Annotated in this window: 15 protein-coding genes; 3 read left to right on the top strand and 12 right to left on the bottom strand. The window is 61.0% G+C overall.

What is annotated here, in order from left to right:
• Window positions 1-63: 63 nt before the first annotated feature.
• The 9 genes from AC3ZVB_RS16470 to glgA form a co-directional block, all read right to left on the bottom strand.
• Window positions 64-663 carry an SAM-dependent methyltransferase gene (locus AC3ZVB_RS16470; protein WP_490147149.1) on the bottom strand — a complete coding sequence of 200 codons (600 nt, stop codon included), beginning with the start codon at window positions 661-663 and terminating at the stop codon, window positions 64-66.
• The gene (locus AC3ZVB_RS16465) at window positions 660-1418 is read right to left on the bottom strand and encodes a PIG-L deacetylase family protein (RefSeq protein ID WP_162436707.1); all 759 of its coding nucleotides are present in this window, start codon (window positions 1416-1418) and stop codon (window positions 660-662) included. Before AC3ZVB_RS16465 ends, AC3ZVB_RS16470 begins: the two co-directional genes overlap by 4 nt.
• Complete coding sequence (locus AC3ZVB_RS16460) at window positions 1415-2404, bottom strand: acyl-CoA dehydrogenase (RefSeq protein WP_490147148.1); 990 nt, start codon at window positions 2402-2404, stop codon at window positions 1415-1417. Before AC3ZVB_RS16460 ends, AC3ZVB_RS16465 begins: the two co-directional genes overlap by 4 nt.
• A gap of 1 nt (window position 2405) precedes the next feature.
• Window positions 2406-4565, bottom strand: coding sequence for a glycogen debranching protein GlgX (gene glgX / locus AC3ZVB_RS16455; protein ID WP_162438079.1), 2160 nt, complete (start codon window positions 4563-4565; stop codon window positions 2406-2408).
• Between the two features lie 307 nt (window positions 4566-4872).
• Complete coding sequence (locus AC3ZVB_RS16450) at window positions 4873-5214, bottom strand: DUF2934 domain-containing protein (protein ID WP_490147147.1); 342 nt, start codon at window positions 5212-5214, stop codon at window positions 4873-4875.
• Between the two features lie 21 nt (window positions 5215-5235).
• Complete coding sequence (locus AC3ZVB_RS16445; protein ID WP_490147146.1) at window positions 5236-8013, bottom strand: malto-oligosyltrehalose synthase; 2778 nt, start codon at window positions 8011-8013, stop codon at window positions 5236-5238.
• Window positions 8010-10088, bottom strand: coding sequence for a 4-alpha-glucanotransferase (malQ, locus tag AC3ZVB_RS16440; RefSeq protein WP_490147145.1), 2079 nt, complete (start codon window positions 10086-10088; stop codon window positions 8010-8012). The genes AC3ZVB_RS16445 and malQ overlap by 4 nt, the downstream gene beginning before the upstream one ends.
• Window positions 10085-11881: a malto-oligosyltrehalose trehalohydrolase gene (treZ, locus tag AC3ZVB_RS16435; RefSeq protein ID WP_490147144.1), complete on the bottom strand. Its 1797-nt coding sequence runs from the start codon at window positions 11879-11881 to the stop codon at window positions 10085-10087. The genes malQ and treZ overlap by 4 nt, the downstream gene beginning before the upstream one ends.
• Window positions 11882-11894: 13 nt before the next feature.
• Window positions 11895-13481, bottom strand: coding sequence for a glycogen synthase GlgA (gene glgA, locus AC3ZVB_RS16430; protein ID WP_194693195.1), 1587 nt, complete (start codon window positions 13479-13481; stop codon window positions 11895-11897).
• Between the two features lie 562 nt (window positions 13482-14043).
• Here glgA and AC3ZVB_RS16425 point away from each other — a divergent pair.
• Window positions 14044-14856, top strand: coding sequence for a crotonase/enoyl-CoA hydratase family protein (locus AC3ZVB_RS16425; RefSeq protein ID WP_162438073.1), 813 nt, complete (start codon window positions 14044-14046; stop codon window positions 14854-14856).
• 6 nt (window positions 14857-14862) lie between these two features.
• Complete coding sequence (gene nudC / locus AC3ZVB_RS16420; RefSeq protein WP_162438072.1) at window positions 14863-15693, top strand: NAD(+) diphosphatase; 831 nt, start codon at window positions 14863-14865, stop codon at window positions 15691-15693.
• Here the strand turns inward: nudC and AC3ZVB_RS16415 are convergent.
• The 3 genes from AC3ZVB_RS16415 to phaC form a co-directional block, all read right to left on the bottom strand.
• Window positions 15661-16440: a TSUP family transporter gene (locus AC3ZVB_RS16415; protein ID WP_490147143.1), complete on the bottom strand. Its 780-nt coding sequence runs from the start codon at window positions 16438-16440 to the stop codon at window positions 15661-15663. The two genes, nudC and AC3ZVB_RS16415, sit on opposite strands and share 33 nt — an antisense overlap.
• 249 nt (window positions 16441-16689) lie before the next feature.
• A complete protein-coding gene (locus AC3ZVB_RS16410; protein WP_490147142.1) occupies window positions 16690-17844 on the bottom strand; it encodes a MalY/PatB family protein in 1155 nt (384 codons plus the stop codon).
• Between the two features lie 667 nt (window positions 17845-18511).
• A complete protein-coding gene (gene phaC / locus AC3ZVB_RS16405; protein ID WP_490147141.1) occupies window positions 18512-20215 on the bottom strand; it encodes a class I poly(R)-hydroxyalkanoic acid synthase in 1704 nt (567 codons plus the stop codon).
• 583 nt (window positions 20216-20798) lie between these two features.
• Between phaC and AC3ZVB_RS16400 the strand changes: the two genes are divergently transcribed.
• A complete protein-coding gene (locus AC3ZVB_RS16400; RefSeq protein WP_162438068.1) occupies window positions 20799-21836 on the top strand; it encodes an AraC family transcriptional regulator in 1038 nt (345 codons plus the stop codon).
• Window positions 21837-21852 lie beyond the last annotated feature (16 nt).

Genomic DNA, 21852 nt, shown 5'->3' with positions numbered 1-21852 from the left:
TGGCGATTCGTCGCCCCGATGTTCTATCCGGTACGTTTTATTTCGCGCTGTCCATCCGATCGATCAACGCAGGCCCTCCAGCGCCGCCACGGAACGGGGTTCGCGGCTCCAGACTTCCAGCAGAAAATCCGCCTCCTGATGCAGCACCAGGCGCGGCAAATGCAACTGTTCGTGCAGCAAGTCATGCACCTGCCGCGCGTTCAACGGGCAGCCATCGATGGGCGGACGCCAATGGCAGGCGAGGAGCTGGCCATCGGCAGCCAGGGACCGCCCGGCCTTTTCGATCAGCTGCTTGAGGTCTTCGGCGTCGAGGTAATAGCCCACCTCGCTCAGCACGATCAGGTCGAACTGTTCTTCCGGCCAGTCATTGGGCAAGCGGCCCTGACGCACTTCGGCATGGTCAAACAAACTCAGACGTGTACGCGCCAGCGTGACCGCCGCGCTGGCCGTGTCGCAACACAACAGGCGGTCGCAGCGCGTCGCAAGATCGGCGCTCAATTCACCGTTGGCACAGCCAGGCTCGAAAATGGCGCGGTACCGGGGGCGGGGTAATGCCGCCAGGGTGATTGCGCGTTTGCGTTGTTCATACCAGCGGTCGCGGAACGCCCAGGGGTCATCGTTGCCGGCAAACAGCCCGTCGAAATAGCGATCCTCTACGCTCATAAAAACACCACCTCAAAAGGTTGCAGCAACCGGTCCAGTACAAACGGCGCCAGCACCGGCGGCAAGCCGACCTGGGGATCACCTTCCAGCTGGCTGGCGAATGCATGGATGGCGTGACGTTTGCGCGCTACCAGCGGCGGGTCCAGCAGGATTTTTCGCGCCCGATGCCACGGCACGCCGCTGTCTTCGGGCGTCGCCCAATGCCAGGTCCACACCGGCAGTTCGTGCAGCGTAGCCCCGACCCGTTGCGCTGCTTCGGCACTGGCGCGGCCTACGGCTTCGTGGTCGCAATGGCCATCCTCGCGCCATGTGGTAAACACCACATCGTTGGCGCGCAGATGGCGTTGGATGAACTCGACCAGTTCCGTCTCCCGAGCCGCCACCTGGCTGTCGGCAAACCCGCCGCGCAGCCATCTCAAACTGTGCAATGGCAGACCCAGCCGGCGCAGAGCCTCGACGGATTCCTGTGGGCGCACCGTGCTGAGTCGTTCCACCGACCAACGCTCGGAACCTGGATGGCTGGCGCTGCCGTCGGTGACCGAGATCAGCTGCAACGCCCGACCCGCCTGCGCCAGCAGTTGCAGAAAGCCGCCGCAGCCGAGTATTTCGTCGTCCGGGTGCGGCGCAATGATGACCGCCCGAGCGCCTTCAGGGACGAGTTCCAGAATATCGACGGTGGCCAGCTGTGCCAGGTGGCGAGAGGTCTGCCACAGGTGCAGCGGCGTGCCCTGACCGACGATTGGATTGGTCTTCATAACGTCCAGGTCCCTTGGATGATTGTTTGCCCTAGCGCCGCCAGATCGCGTTCGGCATGGCTTTGCCGCAGGAATACCGGCAGATCGGCGCTTAGGCGGGCAAATTGAGGGTCCTTGCAATACGGGGCAGCACCCAACGCGCGGCCCACGTGATGGATGACCTGCTCGGCGGCGTTTTCCACGACGGCGCGAGCGCGCCGGGCCAACAGTTCGGCATTGTCGTGGGGGGCGGCGTCGATGGTCGATGCGCTGAGCCGCAGTACTGAAGCCGCGCTGTACAACGCGCTGTCGACGGCACCCAGGTGGGCGAGGGCATGGGGTTCTTCGCGGTGAGCGCAATGGGTGCGCAAGCGTTCGGCGAGGCTGCAAGCGGCGCCATACCAGCACGCCGCGATACCAACGCCGCCTTGCCAGAAACCGGGGCGTTGCAGGTAGTCCCCGGGGTTGCCGATGGCTTGCGCCTGCGCGCCATCGAACAGCACTTCGACACTCCCGGTCGCCGCCATACCCACCGCCTGCCAGCCTTGATCCGTGACCGTCACGCCGGGTTGATCCAGTGCGACCGCGACCAATTGCTGGCGATCCTGCTCGTCCCAAGCGGTCAGCAACGCGTGGCTCAACACCCCCGCACCCGAACACCAGGCCTTGCGACCGCTGAGCACTGCCGATGCACCTTGCACCGCCACACTTACCCGCGCGTTGGGCGGTTCGGCCGCCCACATGCCCCAGGTGCTGGAAGGCGGGGCAAATGCACCGAGTTGCGCAAGGATCGCCAGTGCGTCGGTGTGCCCCTCGAACAACTTGCACAGTCCCAAATCATGCCCGCCAACTTCGGCCAGACGCTGAAAACGCTCCAGCGTCTGGCCGCTACCGGGTAATGGAAGCTGATCAAGCCCGGCTTCGACCAGCTCGCGCAGGCACTGTCCTAGTGCCTGCGCGTTGGCATGATCCGTTGCCTGCCGATCAAGAAACGTCTTGAGGTCCATTTCACTCTTCTTCCTCACGCTGCAGTTCGAACAGCAACAACGAGCGGCCGGTGACTGAATACTCATGGCCGAACTCGAAGCGCTCCTGACCTCGGATCGAGGGCTGGTTGGTGTCGATCATGCAGGTCCAGAAACCGCCATCCGGCACTTCCGGCAAGGTGAAATTGACCACGTCGTGGTGAGCATTGACCACCAGCAACAGCGTGGCGTCCGCACCCTTGCGGCGAATCCCGGTTTCCTGGGCGCGGCCGTCGAGCAGCATGCCGAGGCAGCGACCGTGGGCTTCTTCCCACTGCTCGATGGTCATTTCATTGCCATCGGGCGCGAGCCAGGTCACGTCCTTGACGCCAATGTCCTCGTTGTAATTGCCCACCAGGAAACGTCCGCGACGCAGAATCGGGTAAGCCAGGCGCAGCTTGATCAGGCGTTTGACGAATTTGAGCAACGCTTTGCCGTCTTCGCTGAGATCCCAGTTGACCCAACCGATTTCGCTGTCCTGGCAGTAGGCGTTGTTATTACCGTCCTGGGTGCGGGCGAATTCATCACCGGCGACCAGCATCGGCGTGCCCTGGGACAGCAGCAGCGTGGCGAAGAAATTGCGCATCTGCCGCTGACGCAGCTCGTTGATTTCCGGATCGTCGGTCGGGCCTTCGACGCCGTGGTTCCAGGACAGGTTATTGTTGCTGCCGTCCTGATTGTTCTCGTCGTTGGCTTCGTTGTGCTTGTCGTTGTACGACACCAGGTCATTGAGCGTGAAGCCGTCGTGGGCGGTGATGAAGTTCACCGACGCATACGGGCGTCGACCCCGCTGGTTGAACATTTCGCCGGAGGCCGTCATGCGGCTGGCGAAATCGGCTAACTGACCGTCGTCGCCTTTCCAGAAGGCACGCACGGTGTCGCGGAATTTGTCGTTCCATTCGACCCAGCCCGGTGGAAAGCCACCGACCTGATACCCACCGGGACCACAATCCCAAGGCTCGGCGATCATTTTCACCTGGCGCAGCACCGGGTCCTGGCGGCAGGCCACCAGGAAGCTGTGACGCTCGTCGAAACCGTCGTGATAGCGCCCCAGAATCGTCGCGAGGTCAAAGCGGAAACCGTCCACGTGCATTTCCGTGGCCCAGTAACGCAGGGAGTCGGTGACCATTTGCAGGACGCAGGGGTGGCTCAGATCGAGGGTGTTGCCGGTGCCCGAATCGTTGATGTAGTAGCGTTTGTCGTCTGGCATCAAGCGGTAGTACGAGGCGTTGTCGATGCCGCGCATGGACAGGGTCGGGCCCTGTTCATTGCCCTCGGCGGTGTGGTTGTAAACCACGTCCAGGATCACTTCCAGGTTGGCTTCGTGCAGGTGCGCAACCATCTCCTTGAATTCCGCGATCTTGCCACTGGCCAGGTAACGCGGGTCCGGGGCGAAAAACGCGATGCTGTTGTAGCCCCAGTAGTTGGTCATGCCTTTGTGCAGCAAATGCTGGTCGTTGACGAACGCATGGATTGGCAGCAACTCGACGGACGACACGCCCAGTTTGCGGATGTGTTCAAGGACGTCATCAACCATCAACCCGGCAAACGTACCGCGTACGTTTTCGGGGACGGAGGGGTGACGCATGCTGATGCCGCGTACGTGGGTCTCATAAATGATGGTCTTGTCCCACGGCACGCTGACGCGGTGGTCGTGGCCCCAGGTGTGAGCCGGGTCGATGACTTTGCACTTGGGCACAAACGGCGCGCTGTCGCGCTCGTCGAAGCTGAGGTCGGCGTCGGGGTGGCCGATGGTGTAGCCGAACAAGGCTTCGGACCATTTCAACTGGCCGACCAGTTGCTTGGCATACGGGTCGATCAGCAGTTTGTTGTGGTTGAAACGATGACCGTTGGCCGGGTCGTACGGACCGTACACGCGGTAGCCGTAAATCAACCCTGGGTGGGCGTCGGGCAGGTAGCCGTGGTAGATCTCGTCGGTGTACTCGGGCAACTCGATACGCTCGAGTTCGACTTCACCTGAGTCATCGAAAATGCACAGTTCGACTTTGGTGGCATTCGCTGAAAACAAGGCAAAGTTGACCCCCAGGCCATCCCAGGTCGCACCGAGCGGGAAGGGCAGGCCTTCACGGATTCGCGAGGCCTCGGCATGAGGTTCTGTCGCGGGTTTTTTCGGACTGGTCATATTTGCTCCTGCAAAATGGGGATGGATCGTGGACCTTGTGGGGATGGGCCTTGTGGCGAGGGGATTTATCGAAACGTCGCACCGCCCCGTTGGGTGGCGAAGCCGCCCCAAAAAACTCAATCCTGCTCAAAAAATTCAGGCCTGCTGCGCAGTCCAACGGGGCGGTGCGACGTTTCGATAAATCCCCTCGCCACGGGGCTTGCTCGCACAGAGGAATGCGGTGTTAGTGATGTTTTTCTCAGGGAAAACGAACCCTGTGTGGCGAGCGAACTCGCCACAGGTTCATTCAGGTCAGAGATGTCGGGCGTCAGACCGCTGGCTTTTTCGTGGTTTTCGGCTTTTTCTCGACGGCTTTTTCGCCTGGCGGAATCACCGAAGACGCCGCAGCTGGCTTTGCCTTCGCTGCTGCCTTGGGCTTCGCCGCCGGCTTGATGTCGAGCTTTTGGTCTAGCTTGCCATTGGGCTTCGCTGTCTTGCTGGCGGCACCCTTGCTACCGGCGGCTTTGGGCGACTTGCTCGGGGCCAGGGCTTCCGCCTCGGCGAGCTTGCGAGCCATCTCCCAGTGACGGGCTTCCTGGCCCTCGGGTTTCCCTTCCGACTCCCAGATCTGATAGGCAAATTCTCGAACGCGTTTATCGTCGGTACTCATCGCTATGCTCCTGAACTGAACTCAAGCTTGGGTAGAAAAATGGATAAAGAGATTGACCGGGAAATCCCCCAGCGCGGCGCTGATGTTCAGCTCCCTGTTTTTTGTGACTGCGGTGCTGGAAAAAAGTCCCTTCAGATGTTCGTCGGATGACTCGAACGGTAACTTGACCCGCGTGTCGCCCCACTGCTGCGCATCAATGCGCGGTTCGGCACCGTTTTTCAGCAATGGCGCGCAGCGAATCGGCACGATCACGATGGCTCGTTTACCTGCCAGTTCGCGAGCGAATGCGAGTACCCGGTGGGCCTCGCTCCCGACCACTTCGAGCGCCTGATAGGTACCCCGGGCAAACAGTTCGGCGTGCTCGGCCCGCAGGTTCAGCGTGTTCGTGATCAGCGCCTGCTTGACCCGCCCGTCCCGCCAGTTCGCCAGCAGGTCAGTCAGGTCCAGCGGCTGTTCCAGCGACTGTTGCCGGCTGAGGTAATCCACGGGCCGGCGGTTGTCGGGGTCCACCAGGGTGAAGTCCCAATAGTCGTTGCCCTGGTACAGGTCCGGCACGCCCGGCACGGTCATGCGCAGCAAGGTTTGCGCCAAACTGTTGAGTGCACCGGGCGTAGCAATGGTCTGAACCGCTTTACCCAGGGCAGAACGCAGCAGCTCACCGTCAGGACTTAACAGCAGGCGTTCGATAAATGCCTGGGTCGCGCTTTCATACGCGTCGTTGGGCGCGCTCCAGCTGCTTTGCAACTTGGCTTCACGCAACGCCTTCTTTTGCCACTGCCACAGGCGTTTGGCGTATTCCTCGAGGGCCGGGCCATCATCGCTGCGCAAGTCCAGCGGCCAGCTGCCGAGGATGGCTTGATAGAGGATCAGTTCGTCACCGGTGGAAGGCATCTGATCGTCGTTGCGCAGCGGGCGAGCGAGGGCTTGCCAGAGTGGTACCTGTTCGGCGTACCAGGCGCTGCGTTCACTGAGCACGGCCAGGCGCGCGCGGGTGTCTTCACCGCGTTTGTGGTCGTGGGTGGCGGTGGCCAGCAAGTTATCCGGGAAGGCTTCGAGGCGATCGACGCAGACTTGGTGGAAGTCAGCGATCGGCGCGCTGAACTGTTCGGTGCTGAACCCCACATCGTTACGCGACAGCAACACGGCCGAGCGGTAGAACGCGGTGTCTTCCACAGCCTTGGCGGCGGCGGGCGAGGTCAGTTGCTGGAAACGCACACAGGCATGCTTGAGGATCTTGCGCGAGCGACCGATCGGACGTTCACGCCACGGCTTGCCACCCAGCCATCCCGCCAGGCAGTCGAGCACTGGCCAATCGGCTTCGCCCAGGGTTTGTCGAGCACCGTCCATGGCCTGCTGGAAAAACACATCGTCTTCGCTGGAGCGTCCACGGGGGCTGATGTAGGTGCGGTACACCGGGAAATGCACGATCAATTCCTGCAACGCTCGACGAATTGCGCCCAGGGTCAAGTCGCGGGTCATCAGGTCGTCCCGGGCGACTTGCAGCAAGGCCTGAGCGACGCTTTCGAAGTCGCCGGCCAACGAGCCGTTGAGAATCTGCGCCCGTGCAAGCTTTGCTTCCTGACCGAAGTCGGCAGGGCGTTCGCTGTAACGGTTCCACAGATCACCCAAGGTCTGAGCGCCAGCGGGATCGTGTTGCAGCAGCGACAACTGATTCATGAATTCATAGCCGGTGGTGCCATCCACCGACCAGTCGCGGTGCAGGGTTTCCCCTTCGCCCAGGATTTTCTCAACGTAGATCGGCAGGTGCCGGTCTGGCGACAGGCTGTCGACACGGCGACGCAATTTGCGGCAATAGCCCCGAGGGTCGGCGAGTCCGTCGATGTGATCGATGCGCAGTCCGTCGATCAAGCCCTCGGCCACCAGCTCGAATATTTTCGCGTGGGTTTCCTCGAACACCGCTGGACGCTCGACACGCAAGCCACCCAGTTCGTTGACATCGAAAAACCGCCGCCAGTTGATGTCGTCCCCGGCGGTGCGCCAGCTGGCGAGGCGATAACTCTGGCGCTCCAGCAGTTGGTGCAAGCGCTGGAAACCTTCCGGTGTGAGCGAGTCGTAGGCGTTGAGGTTCTGTTCAATGCGCTGGAGGACAGCCGGATCGCTCGCCAACTCGCTCAGCTCAGCCTTCAATGGAATCGCCAGGCTGTGGGCGTCCGTCTGATAGCTCAGCGTGGTGAAACGGTCGGCCAGTGTTTTGAGCGAGTCATCATCGGTCTTGAGCAATTCGCCGTAACTGGACGGGCAGATCGGGAAGTGGTGGTCGTAATGCTCGACATGGAACGAACCGCGCTGCGCATTGAAGCGCAAGGGCAGGGTGCCGTCCTGCAACGCGACGCCGTAGTCGCTGCCGAGGAAAGGCAGCAGCAACTGGCCTTCCATCAACGGGTCGGGGGAATGCCACTGGATGTCGAAAAATTCGCCATAAGGGCTGAGTCGTCCCCATTCCAGCAAGTCCAGCCACCAGGGGTTATCGCTCCCGCCGACGGCCATGTGGTTGGAGACGATGTCGAGGATCAGCCCCATGTTCTGTTCACGCAAGGCCGCTACCAGCCGACGTAATGCGGGTTCGCCGCCCAGTTCCGGATTGACCGCCGTCGGATCGACCACGTCATATCCGTGCATGGAGCCGGCACGGGCCGCGAGCAATGGCGAGGCGTAGACGTGGCTGATGCCCAGTCGAGCGAAGTACGGCACCAGGGGCACCGCTTGATCCAGGGTGAAGCCTTTATGAAATTGCAGTCGCAGCGTCGCGCGCAGCGGTTGGATAGTTAGTTGAGTCATTGGTCACGCTCACCAGCCTGAAGTCGCGCGCAGGCGAGCAATTCCAGACGCCGCGCGGCGTCCGGGTCATCCAATAGCGCTTCGCTGTCGCCGGGAAAACGCCGGCACCAGTTGGGGTGTGTGTTGGTGGTGCCGGGCAGGTTGGCCTGCTGTTCGACGCCCAGGGCATCTTCCAGCGGCAGCAACACCAGCGGCGCACGGGTATGGCCGAGGAAACGCACGCTGGCGTCGAGCACCTGATCGGTTTCATGGGACTCTTCACGGAAGTTCTGCGGGTCCTCCTGGAACACACGACGCAAGCCTTCGCGCTCGCGTTCACGGTGCTGGCGCCATTCGATTTCACCGGTGGCGTCAGTCAGGCCGAGTCGGGCGTTCCAGTCGATGTCCCGTCCGTGCCACCAGCCATTGAGCGTCGGCAGATCATGGGTGCTGGTGGTCGCCAGGGCGTTGTCCGGCCAGTCCAGGATCGATTTGAAGTGTGCGTTGTCCTGCTCGAACAACAGCACTCGCATGCCGAGGATCGAGCGCGCGATGAGTTTTTCCTGAAGCCCGTCCGGCACCGTGCCGAGGTCCTCGCCGAGAACGATGGCCTGGTGACGGTGGGATTCGAGTGTCAGCAACCGTAGCAGGTCGTCCACCGGGTAATAAAGGTACGCGCCATCGGCAGGCGATGCACCGTTAGGGATCACCCACAGCCGCTGCAGGCCCATGACGTGATCGATGCGCAAACCGCCCGCGTGGGCGAAATTGGCGCGGAGCATTTCGATGAATGCGCGGAAGCCGTTGCGCACCAGTCCCTCAGGCGAGAAAGCGGAAATCCCCCAGCCCTGGCCACTGCGATTAAGAATGTCCGGCGGCGCACCCACGGTCAGGGACGCGAGCAGTTCATCCTGGCGACTCCAGGCCTGACTGCCACCCCCGTCAGCACCGACTGCCAGATCGGCGATCAGGCCAATGCTCATGCCGCTGCTGCGGGCGGCGGTTTGCGCACGCTCCAGGCATCGGCTGATCAGCCACTGGCAGAACGCGAAGAAACCGATGCGTCCCGCGTTTTCTTCGGCGAAATCGGCAAGTGCGGCGCTGCGCGGATCGCGCCATTGCTCGGGCCACTCGCGCCAGTCGAGCTGTTCGCCCTTGGCGGCACGAGCCTCTTGAATGGCTTCGAAGCGGCAATGGTTTTCCAGCGCCTCACCGCCGGCATGCCGGAAGCTGCTGAAGTCGGCATGCAGCGGGTGTTCGCCCTGGATGAAGCCTTCATACAACGCCTGCAGCAGGCGGTGTTTGACCTCGGCGGCTACCGGCCAGTCGATCAGCGGCAGTTCTTCCAGGTGCTTCAGTTCAGCTGCGAGGCCGGTGGAGTCAATGGCAGTACGCATCGCACGTTCGCCGAGAATAGCGCCGGGCGCCGCATACAGACTGTTGAGAAACAAACGGCTGGACGGCGAATACGGGCTGTAGCGCTGGGTGTCGCTACTGAACATCGCATGCAGCGGGCTGATTGCCAGCGCCTCTGCGCCTCGTTCACCGGCGACACGGGCCAGATCTTCCAGCGCCTGTGTATCGCCGAAACCACCATCGCCCGGACGGCGCAAGGAATAGAGCTGCACGCTCAGCCCCCAGGCTCGCGGAATCGGGCTGTCCACGGCATCGCCGACGCTGTAGCAACGAGCGGGCGCCACGGCCAGGGTGAATTGTTGTCCGTCGATGCTGACGTGCTGGTAACCCACGGGCACCAGGCCGGGCAACATCGCTTTTGAGTCGAGTTTCAGATGAAGCCGCGATCCGTCTTCGAGGTGGATTTCACAAGGAGTCTGCGGCTCGAAGTAATGCGCCAGGTCGAGCGCGGCACCGAAATCCACGGTGAGCATCGGTGGCAGGTGGCGGGTCAGTTGCACTGCCTGCAACTGATGCAGGCTTTCATCGATTTCCTGTGCGCTGCCCGCCGGGTGGCCGAGGCCGGTCAGGACATTGCGTAATACCGAGGGGGCGACTTTCTGCGGGCGGCCGTTAGCATCGATCCAGTCGACCGCCAGGCCGGCGCGGCTGGCCAGTATTTCAAGTTGCGCATCACTCATTGGCGCTCTCCATCCGGGGGTAGCAAAGGGGCTGCGGCCTTGAGATTGACTAGCGCGCAATACGGGGCGAGTTGCCCCTTGTCCAACAGGCTGGCGGATTGCGCAGGGTGTTCGAACAACAGCCTGCCACCGACCTGTTGAGTGTGGACCACCGGCTTGTCGCTGAGGTTCAGGTCAATGCGCAGCTCACTGCCGTCGCCCAGTTGCCAGCGCGCCGACACCGCGCCTTTCGCCAGCACATCGGCACCCAGCGGATGGGTCCCCGCCAGGTGGGCCATGATGTGCTGATGGCGAATCTTCAACAGTTGTCGATACAGCTCGTAGATGGCGGATTGCCGGTTTGCCGTCAGGTTCGGACGGGAGGCTTCGAAGGTCTGCTGTGCGTTCGGGTCGGGAATCCGTTCCCGTTTTTCCAGGTCGGCGAAGGCGTCGAACGCGGAAAACTCGTTGCGGCGGCCTTCGCGAACCAGCGCTGCCAGTTCACCGTGGTGGCTGGTGAAGAACAGGAATGGCTCCTCGGCGGCCACCTCGTCGCCCATGAACATCAACGGGATCATCGGCGACAACAGCAACAACACAGTCGCCGCTTTCAACGCCTCGGGATGGGTCAGTTGGTGCAGCCGCTCGCCAAAGGCGCGATTGCCGATCTGGTCATGGTTTTGCAAAAACAACACGAACGCACTGGTCGGCAAATGCCCGCTGGGCTCGCCGCGCGCTTCACCGTCGCGATTGGTGTGGCCCTGGAACACGAAACCCTGGCTCAGACAACGCGCCAGTTGTTCCGTGGGGTTGTCGGCGAACTCGGCGTAATAGGCGTCGGTCTCACCGGTCAGCAGCACGTGCAAGGCGTTATGGCCGTCGTCGTTCCACTGCGCATCGAAGCCTTCCTGCAGCAGGCTGGCCTGGTTGTGCTCGTTCTCGACCGTCAGCCACACATGCCGCGCCGGATCTGTCTGCTGGCGGATGCGCTCCGCCATTTCCTGCAGGAAATCCGGGCTTTCGATGGCGTGTACCGCGTCGAAGCGCAACCCGTCGAAGCGGTACTCCATCAGCCACATCAACGCATTGTCGATGAAGAAGTCGCGTACTTCGCGTCGCTGGAAGTCGATGGCCGCGCCCCAAGGGGTGTGCTTGTCTTCGTTGAAGAAACCCTTGGCGTAGCGATGCAGGTAGTTGCCGTCCGGGCCGAAGTGGTTGTAGACGACGTCGAGAATCACCGCCAGGCCGTGACCGTGGGCGGTGTCGATCAGGTGTTTGAGTTGTTCCGGCGTGCCATAGGAGGACTGGGGCGCATAGGGCAGGACCCCGTCGTAACCCCAATTGCGGTCGCCGGGGAATTGCGCCAAGGGCATCAGTTCGATGGCGGTGATGCCCAAATCGACGAGACGCGCCAGGTGCTGTTCGACGCCACTGAAGCCGCCAAGCGCACCAACGTGCAATTCGTATATGACCGCCTCGTTCCAGGGGCGCCCTTGCCAGGCGGAGTATTGCCATGGGTAGGCGAGGGGGTCGACCACCACGCTGTGCTCGTGGAGGTCGCCAGCCTGTGCCCGGGAAGCCGGGTCAGGCACTTGCAGTTCACCATCAATGTTGTAGCGGTAACGCGTGCCAGCGGGGCAACGCGTTTCGATCACGAACCAGCCATTGGCCTGAGGCAGTAGCGGCAAGGATTGTCCATCTTCCAGTTCGACACTGACTTCACGTGCGTCTGGCGCCCACAAGGCAAAGCGCGTGTGCTCTGCGTCCAGCATCATTGCGCCGTGGGGCCAGGTTTCAAGGGTCCGTAACGGCATCTATGAAAACCTCTTACTGTTTGTGCGACTTTCCTAGCGCCTTGGCGACTAGCTGTTCGTAAAGTTCGGCGTAGGGTTCGACCGCCTTGCACCAGTTGAACGGTGCGGCCATGGCACGGCAACGCATGGCGTTGAGCAGATCGGGGTAGGCAAAGACCTTGAATGCGCGGCTCAGGGCTTCCTGATAACTCTCGGCCGTGGATTCGTCGAAGAGGAAACCGGTTACGCCGTTTTCAATGGTGTCGGCCAGGCCGCCGGTATTGCGTGCCACCGGCAACGAACCGAAGCGCTGGGCATACATCTGACTCAAGCCGCAAGGCTCGTAACGTGAAGGCATCAACAGGAAGTCGCTGCCGGCGAACATGCGTCGGGCGTCGGTCTCGTTGAAACCGATACGTACGCCAATCTGGCCCGGGAAGCGCAGCGCGAGTTCACGCATGGCTTGCTCTTCTTCGGGCTCGCCACGACCGATAATGGCAATTTGACCGCCGGATTTGACGATGTATTCGGACACCGCCTCCGTCAGGTCCAGGCCTTTCTGGTAGACCAGACGCGAGACCACGGCAAACAGCGGGCCCTGCGAATCGGCAAGGCCGAACAGTTCACGGACATGGGCCGCGTTGACCGCCTTGCCTTCCCAATCGCCAATGCTGAAAGGGCAGAACAGGTGCGGGTCGGTGGCGGCATCCCAGCTTTCGTCGATGCCGTTGGGAATACCACTGAGCAGGCCTTGCTGGGTCTTGGCGGCGAGAAAACCGTCGAGGCCACAGCCGAAGTCCGGCGTGGTGATTTCCTGGGCGTAGGTCGCGCTGACCGTAGTGATGTGGCTGGAGTAAGCCATGCCGGCCTTGAGGAACGACATCTTGCCGTAGAACTCCATGCCTTCCTGCTGCAAGGCGTGGTTGGGAATGCCCAGCTCAGGGCAGGAGCCCAGACTGGTCACGCCCTGATAGGCGAGGTTGTGAATGGTGAACAGCGTCGGGGTCCGCTGTCCGCGCCAGTGCATATAGGCAGGCGCCAGGCCGGCAGGCCAGTCATGGGCGTGGACCAGGTCCGGGCACCAGTGGATTTGCGCGAGGTTGGCGGCGATATCGGCAGCGGCCAGGCCCAGGCGGGCGAAACGAATGTGGTTGTCCGGCCAGTCGCGACCGTTGTTGGCGCCGTAAGGCGAACCCTCGCGCTCGTAGAGCTCGGGGCAAATCAAGACGTAGATGACCAGACCGTCGGGCATGTCCATGCGCCCGATCTTGCAGGGCGGCAGGGCAGCGTGGCCGCCCAGTTCGCCAATGATGTGAATCGGGTTTTCACTGTTCAGCACCTGCGGATAGCCAGGGATCAACACTCGCACATCATGCAAATGCGCCATGGCGCGGGGCAGGGCGGCAGACACGTCACCCAAACCGCCGGTCTTCACCAGGTCGGCGATTTCCGAAGTGACGAACAGCACGCGTTTCTTGTTCGGATTCTGACTGGTGACCGGTGTCAGCGGTCGGGCGCTGGGCACAATGACCGATTGCGCAGCGGGTGCACTCACGGCGCTCGTATCGCCGACCTGCTGATGAGCACGTTCTCCCTGAATATCTAAAGCCGCACTGATCATATGAATCTCCCGTGTTGTTGATCTAATTCTAGGTCTGGCACCAACGGTGTTCGGTGGCCTGTCCCTGTGGCCGGGCGCAAACGCGCTACGCATCGGTGAGCAAACGCTGCCAATGCGTTAAAGCAGAATGGCTGGAGGAGGTAGTGCAAGGATCGAACCAGTCGCAACGCCCCCGTCTTTAAGCTGACCTGCCGCGTGTCACAAAAGTTTCTTCTATTTTCCCCTACTGTGACCGACCGGTTTCGACCGGCGAAACTGAGTCTAGGCCAGAACCTAGAGCGGGCCAGCCCAGCTGGGTAAATTGTTCGACAATCGTATTTAGAGGGTAACGAACGTAGCCCTTCGCAGGGAGATTGCACCGACGAAGGGCAGTTTTATTTTTCGTATCGCCTCATAAAGTGACTGGCGAGTCACAATAATGGGCGATGTGTGACAGTTTGTTTGCACTGTTGTGGTGCGATCACCCAAGTCCCGCATTTGGCCGAACCACTGCCTTACTGCCCGGCAGGCGGCCTTGGTATAGTTCCGGCCTCAATTTTTTACCCGGTAAAGGATCACTGCCATGTCTCAGTACACTGCGTTCACCGTCGAGCTGGTTGATAAAGTCGCCCATGTGCAGATCAATCGGCCAGAAAAGATCAACTCGATGAATGCGGCGTTCTGGACCGAGATCATCGAGATCTTTCACTGGATCGATGACACCGATGAAGTGCGCGCGGTGGTGATCAGCGGCAACGGCAAACATTTCTCCTCCGGTATCGACCTGATGATGCTGGCCGGCGTGGCTAATGAACTGGGCAAGGACGTTGGGCGCAATGCGCGCCTGTTACGGCGCAAGATCCTCGCCCTGCAAGCGTCCTTCAATGCGGTCGACAATTGCCGCAAACCGGTGCTCGCGGCGATTCAGGGCTATTGCCTGGGCGGTGCCATCGACCTGATTTCAGCGTGCGACATGCGTTACGCCGCCGAAGATGCACAGTTTTCGATCAAGGAAATCGACATCGGCATGGCCGCCGACGTCGGCACCCTGCAACGCTTGCCGCGCATCATCGGTGACGGCATGCTGCGTGAACTGGCTTACACTGGTCGCTCGTTTGGTGCCGAGGAAGCACGCGGCATGGGCCTGGTCAACCGCGTCTACAGCGACAAGGACAGCCTGCTGGACGGCGTGATGGGCATTGCTCGCGAGATCGCCAGCAAGTCGCCGATCGCCATCACCGGCACCAAGGAGATGATCAGTTACATGCGCGATCATCGCATCGACGACGGCCTCGAATACGTCGCCACCTGGAACGCCGCCATGCTGCAATCCACTGACTTGCGCGTGGCCATGGCCGCCCATATGAGCAAACAGAAACCCGAATTTCTGGATTGATAAAACATGACTTCACGCTGGACCACTGCAGTACTGGATACCGATCAACCCGGCGGCTGGTGCGTTGCGCGCAGCCCTGAGGGCTTTCTGTTCGATGACAACGGCGCGCTGTTTCCACGGGAGTGGCTCAAGCGCCAGGACCTGTCGATTCTGGCCGAGCATGGCATCGGTCATCTGGATGGCGAGCCGGTTTACCTGCTGGAGCTGCATAGCCACAGCGAAGTGCCGGGCTGCAACTGGAAAGGCTTGCGGGCGTTCATGCTTGAGGGCGATCACACGTTGTACAAGGTGCTGGGGTATGCCGCGCAAATTGGCACCTGGGCGCGTGAGCATCGCTTCTGCGGGAACTGCGGTCAGGCGATGGTGCAAGTTCCCCGTGAGCGAGCGATGTTTTGCGCGCCCTGCAATCTGCGCAGCTACCCGCGGATTTCGCCGAGCATGATCGTGCTGATCACCCGAGGCGATGAAGTCCTCCTGGCGCGCTCCCCGCGTTTCGTCACCGGGGTGTACAGCACGCTGGCGGGGTTTGCCGAGCCGGGCGAATCAGCCGAGGAGTGCCTGATTCGCGAGGTGCGCGAAGAGGTGCAGATCGAGGTCAGGAACATCCAGTACCTGGGCAGCCAGTGCTGGCCGTTTCCCCATTCGATGATGCTGGGGTTTCACGCCGAGTACGCCGGTGGCGAAATCGTGTGTCAGGAAGACGAGATCGAAGACGCCCAGTGGTTCAACGTTCACGACTTGCCGCCGTTGCCGGCGTCACGCTCGATTGCCCGTTACCTGATCGACGTCTACGTGGCGCGGCGCTTAGGCCACGCTGAACCAGTGTTGCCAGGCTAACCGCACGGTCAAGCCCAGCACCACAGTGATGAACACCGGGCGAATGAACTTCGCGCCGCCGCTGATGGCGGTGCGAGCCCCGAAGAACGCGCCAACCATCACTGACAGGCCCATGCTCAGGCCGATGATCCAGTCCACCTGCCCGGAAAACACGAACACCGACAGCGCCGCAATGTTGCTGACGAAGTTCATGCTGCGCGCCACGCCGCTGGCCTTCACCAGGTCGATGGGGTACATGAGCATACTGCTGACAGTCCAGAACGCGCCCGTGCCAGGGCCGGCAATGCCGTCGTAGAAACCGAGGGTGAAGCCCTGGGTCGACTGCCATTTCTTCTTGATCGGTGCGTCGCTGTCCTGGGGAGCCTTCGGCGTGCCGCCGAACAACAGGTACAGGCCGCAGGCGAAAACGATCACCGGGAGCATTTTGTTCAGCCAATCTGCCGGGAGGTAGTGCGCCACCACCGCGCCCGCCAGCCCGCCGATCAGGGTGCCGACAATGGCGTGCACCCACTGCCTCGGATGAAACAGCTTGCGCCGGTAGAAAGTGAAACTGGCGGTGGCTGAACCGAAGGTCGAACTGAGTTTGTTGGTGCCTAACACCAGATGCGGGGGCAGGCCGGCGGTCAGCAACGCGGGCGTCGTCAACAGACCACCGCCACCGGCAATGGCGTCGATGAATCCGGCTATAAAGGCAACGAAGGCCAGAATGGCCAAAGTAGTGAGGTCAACGCTGAGTTCAAAGGGCATGGAATCGGCTTATTCGGCAGGGCGCAGAACGGGGCTGCAAAAGAGGGGCGACATAGTACCCAATAACCCTGTGGTTTGCTTACCGACTACTCCGCCCCCTGTAGCAGCTGGCGGCCTGTGGCGAGGGGATTTATCCCCGTCCGGCTGCGCAGCAGTCGTAAAGATTTTGGGGCCGCTGCGCGACCCGACGGGGATAAATCCCCTCGCCACAGGATTTCCCCGCCGCTACAGGGGATTGTATTGGCGCTGTCAGGCCTTCAGGTGGCGCAGACTGCGCTCCATCCGCGCAATTCCTTCTTCAAGCAATGAACGCGGGCAGCCGAAGTTGATGCGTACGAACTGTTGGTGTTGATCACCGAAGTCCAGGCCCGCGCTCAAACCGACTTTTGCCTGCTCCAGGAAAAACTGCTGCGGATTGTCCAGGCCCAGGGCCGAACAGTCGAGCCACGCCAGATACGTGCTTTGCGGCACATTCATGGTAATGCCGGGCAACCGGGTGCGAACGGCGTCGACCAGGTAATCGCGGTTGGCTTGCAGGTACGTCTTGAGCTCCGCCAGCCACGGCGCGGCTTCGCTGTAGGCCACACGTGTCGCTTCCATGCCCAGCGGGTTGACGCTGTCGACCATGCCGCAACGGGCATGGTTGACCCGCGCGCGCAATGCCGGGTCTTCAATGATCATGAACGAGGTCTTCAGCCCGGCAATGTTGTAGGCCTTGCTGGCGGACATCAGCGTGATGGTGCGGCGGGCGATTTCCGGGCTCAGGGAGGCCGTCGGAATGTGCACACGTCCGTCGAAGCACAGCTCGGCATGGATCTCGTCGGAGATGATCCACGCGTCCTGCGCCAGGCAGACTTGCGCCACCGCTAGCAGCTCTTCGCGAGGGAATGCCTTGCCCAGTGGATTGTGCGGATTGCTCAAGAGCAGGGCGCCGCCACCTTGCAGCGACTGGCGCAACGTTTCGAGGGGAGTGGAATACGTGCCGTCTGCCTGGGCGACGAACTCCAGCTCAACCTTGTTCAGCCCCCAATGACCAGGTGCGTGGCGCAACGGTGGGTAGTTCGGCACCTGAACCACGACATTCTGCTGCGGCTCGATCAGCGCATTCAGCGCCATGTTGAACCCCGACTCGACCCCCGGCAGAAAGATCAGCGCCTGCGGATCAACACGCCAGGCATATTTGTTCCATAAGTCGGCAACGATGGCCTCGCGCAGATCATCCTGGGACACGCTATAACCGAGCAGTGGGTGCTCAAGACGTTTTTGCAGCGCCTGAACGATGACCGGTGGCGCAGCAAAATCCATGTCCGCCACCCACATCGGCAGCACGTCTGCCGGGTAGCGGCTCCATTTGGTACTGCCAGTGTTGTGGCGATCGAACACCTGATCAAAATCGAAGGTCATGCACAGTCTCATCGAAGGCTGGATTGAGGATGATGGCCATGATAATCGCCTGAGCCATTGGGAGCGAGCGGCTTGGGACAGGGGGGATAGCCGATCCAGTTTTGAAGTGCGGTGTTCACCCAAGTACTTGCTTAACCTGTGGGAGCCGAGCTTGGTCCGGGCGGCGTTCCGACGATGGCGGCCTGGCAGGCAACCCATATCTCCTGATGTCCCCGGATCAAACTGTAGGAGTGAGCCTGCTCGCGATAGCGGTCTGATTGGCGGCGAGGCTCTTGCTGGTGTACATATCCATTTCTTTTGTCATGGCTTCTATTGGTTTCGCTTTTACAGCGAGTCACTTGGAAAAGCCCCAAGTAACCAAGGGCTCTTGCCCCTTTCGTGCGGTGCCTCGCCTGGGCTCGGCATACCCTCGCTCCGGTCCTGCTCCGTGGGGCAAGAAGATCAAAAACAGATCAAAAGCAGATCAAACGCCAGTGCAAGGCGGCTACGAAAAAGCGTGTCGCCTGAAAGACCGCCATCGCCGGCAGGCCAGCTCCCACATTTAATCCGGGTACATCAGGGGAAACCCGTCGGCTATGAGGCCGTCATCGCGAGCAGGCTCGCTCCTACAGGGGATCTGTGTTCGACGCGGATTGTGTGTTCGCCGCCGTTCCCTTGGGAAGGGAAGTTATTGCTTCACATAACGCCCCGGTGCCGGCTCCAGTGGTGGGTAGTGTGCACTTCCGATTGGCGTGGTTGATGGCTGGCGTTCGCCGGCGTGTTCAGCCAGCCAGACAAACCAGTCATTCCACCAGCTGCCGCTCAGTTGCCGGGCATCCTTGAACCAAAGCTCCGGATCCTCGGTGACCCGGTCATTGGTCCAGTAATGGCGTTTTTCGCGGGCCGGTGGGTTGATGACTCCGGCGATGTGCCCCGACGCGCCCAGCACGAAACGCGTGGTGCCGCCCAGCAACGCGGTGCTGGCGTATGCACTGCGCCACGGGACGATGTGGTCGTCGTGGGTGGCGAGTATGTAGGCGGGCGCTTCAATGGCGTGCAGGTCCAGTTTGACCCCGCAGCAATCCAGCTCGCCGGATTTCAGGTCGTTTTGCAGGTACGTATGGCGCAGGTACCAGCAGTACATCGGGCCGGGCAGATTGGTGCTGTCGTTGTTCCAGAACAGCAGGTCGAGGGCGTTGGGTTTCTGGCCCTTGAGGTACTTGTCGACGTTGTAGTTCCACCACAAATCATTAGGGCGCAGCAGCGAGAAGGTGTTGCCCATGTCCTCGCCCTTGAACAGACCGATGGGGCCGTCGATGCCACCGATGGTCCGCTCGCGGTACGCCACCAGTTGCTCGTCGACGAAGATGTCGATCGGACCGGTGTCGAGGTAATCGAGGAAGGTGGTCAGCAGGCTGACGCTGGCAATTTCCCGGTCGCCGCGCGCCGCCATGACAGCCAGTGCCGAACTCAACAGGGTTCCGCCGATACAAAAACCAACGCAGTTCGGGCGACCCTCGCCACTGATCTCGCGGGTGACGTTCAGCCCGGTAATGATGCCGGTTTCGATCAGGTCATCCCAGGTAGTAGCGGCGTGTGCCTGATCGAAGTTGCGCCACGACATCAGGAACACCGGATGGCCCTGTTGCAACAGATGGCGAACCATCGAGTTGTCCGGGCGCAGGTCAAGAATGTAGTACTTGTTGATCGACGGCGGGACGATGAATACCGGTCGCTGGTACTGGGTGTCGCTCTGCGGGTAGTACTGGATCAGCTGGAACAGCGCGTTCTCGAACACCACTTCTCCGGGGGTGTTCGCCAGGTCGACGCCCACTTCAAAAGCGTCGCTGTCGCACTGGCGCATCTTGCCTTCCTGCAGGTCACTGGCCAGGTGCAACAAGCCCGTCAGCAGGCTGCTGCCTTGGGTATCGACGACACGTTGCAGCGCATCGGGATTACTCGCCAGGAAGTTGCTCGGGGCGCCAGCGGCGATGGCTTGCTCCACCAGATAGAGCAGGCGTTTGCGTGGCTTCTTTTCTTCAATCGGCAACCTGTCGAGCAGTTTCAGGAGAAAGCCGGCGTTCAGCAGGTAGAAGGCTGCCAGTGAGCCAAACAGCGGCTGGCTCCAGTTTCCGCTGGCGAAACGTCGATCTTCAAAACTGAACGGCTGACCGCTCAGCAACTGCTGGCCGAGTACGCCCCATTGCTGCTGGTACTCGGATTGAAGGGCGTCCAGGGTGCCGCGTGGCAGTTCGAACCAGGCGTTGTAGTCCTGGCCGGTAAACCACGGATTGGTGCTGACCCATAGGCGCAATTGTTGCACTGCAAAGGAGGCAATGAACGGCACCTGGCCCGACCAGTAGCTATTAAACGTATGCGTGTTGTTGTCCATGTCACTCCTTGCCCTGAGGTGTAATCCGGGCAGAAAAAACCGCAACGCCGGGCTTCGGCGCCGTATAGGTTGTGAAAACAAACGCGGTTCTTTGACTGCTTATCAACGCCGTCCTGGCCGGAAAGTCGGCCCGGGCGCTGCTCAAATCCCACCCATACAGGCGGTGATCTGCGCAATACGACCAAGCGACTTCATACACTCCGTTCTTTTTTTTGTTTTGCGCTGCAAGATGAGGGAGTGTTCGTGATTGCCAGGCGGTGCGGAAGTGTTGGGAGGTGACTGTCTGGTGTCCAACGGTGCCAAGTCCGCCTGAAAGCTCCGAAATCACCGCGATCACCTGTAGCCGCTGCCGAGCCTGCGAGGCTGCGTTCGAGGACGAAGTCCTCGCAGGACCCAACGCAGCCTCGCGGGCTCGGCAGCTGCTACAGGTTTTGTGGTGCATGGGGGATGGAAGGTACGGCCAACCGGTGAGTACCTATACTCAGATCAACGCCCCGGATCAGGTACGCACTTACTATTCAATTCACCCAAATCAGTCATGGCTCCGGACAGGGTGTCCGGGTCCCAGGTCAACGAGGACGCCATGTACAGAATGAGCTCAGGCTATGCCAATGTGCTGGTCACTACGCTCTCGGCGCAGGGGCTGGATGCTGCCAGCCTGTGCCAGGAAGCCGGACTGGACATGGCGATCGCGAATACCCCGGGAGCGTGGTGCGAGCGCAGGGTGATATATCGGTTGTGGCAACTGGGTGCCCAAGCCAGCGCTGATCCGGACATCGGCTTGAAAGCCTACGGGCATTTCCATCCGGGGAGTTTTCAGATCGTCGGCTACACCATGATGTCCAGCCTCAATCTCAAGCGCGCACTGGAACGACTGGTGCGATTCAGCCCGTTGATCGGTACCGGATTCAGCCTTTTTTTTGTGCCCGAGCAAGGCCACTTCCGATTGGCCTCCCTTGACCATCAACAGTCCGGCTCGATCAAGCCTCGCCAATACGCCGACGCGGGCCTGGCGTCCTTGCTGGGCTTCTGCCGCTGGCTGGGGGACGGCAAGTTACCGCAACCCCTGAGTGTGGAATTCAGTTATCCGCAACCGCCAGACACCTCTGAACATCGGCGCCTGTTTGGCTGTGATCTGCATTTTGGTTCGGCCTACGACAGCATCCTGTTTGATGGCCAGGAGCTGTTGCGTCCCTTGAGCATGGCGAACGAAGCGCTGGCGGTATTGCATGACAGCTTTGCCGAGGCGCAACTGGATCTGCTGTTTGGCTTCTCCATCGTTGGCAGGATTCGTGCGCTGATCACCGAGCGTTTGAGTCAGGGCCGGGGGCTTTGCGACATGGAGTCCATCGCTGCGGCGCTGAGCATCAGTAAGCGGACGCTGCAACGTGCCCTGGAAAAGGACGGCACCCAATTCAAGGATGTCCAGAATGCGGTGCGTCGTGAACTGGCCGATTTCTACCTGCGCCACTCTCGTTTCAACATGAAGCATGTGGCGTATCTCTTGGGATTTCACGACCACAGCAGCTTCAATAAAGCCTGCAGCCGCTGGTTTGGCATGACGCCTGGCCAGTACCGCTCCGATGAATCGTTTGAAATCGAAGAGACCGCGCCGGTCTGACGCGGTCCTCGTTGCC

Source organism: Pseudomonas sp. MDV22-iso1 (assembly GCF_058145095.1).
This window is presented reverse-complemented; position numbering and strand designations above follow the sequence as displayed.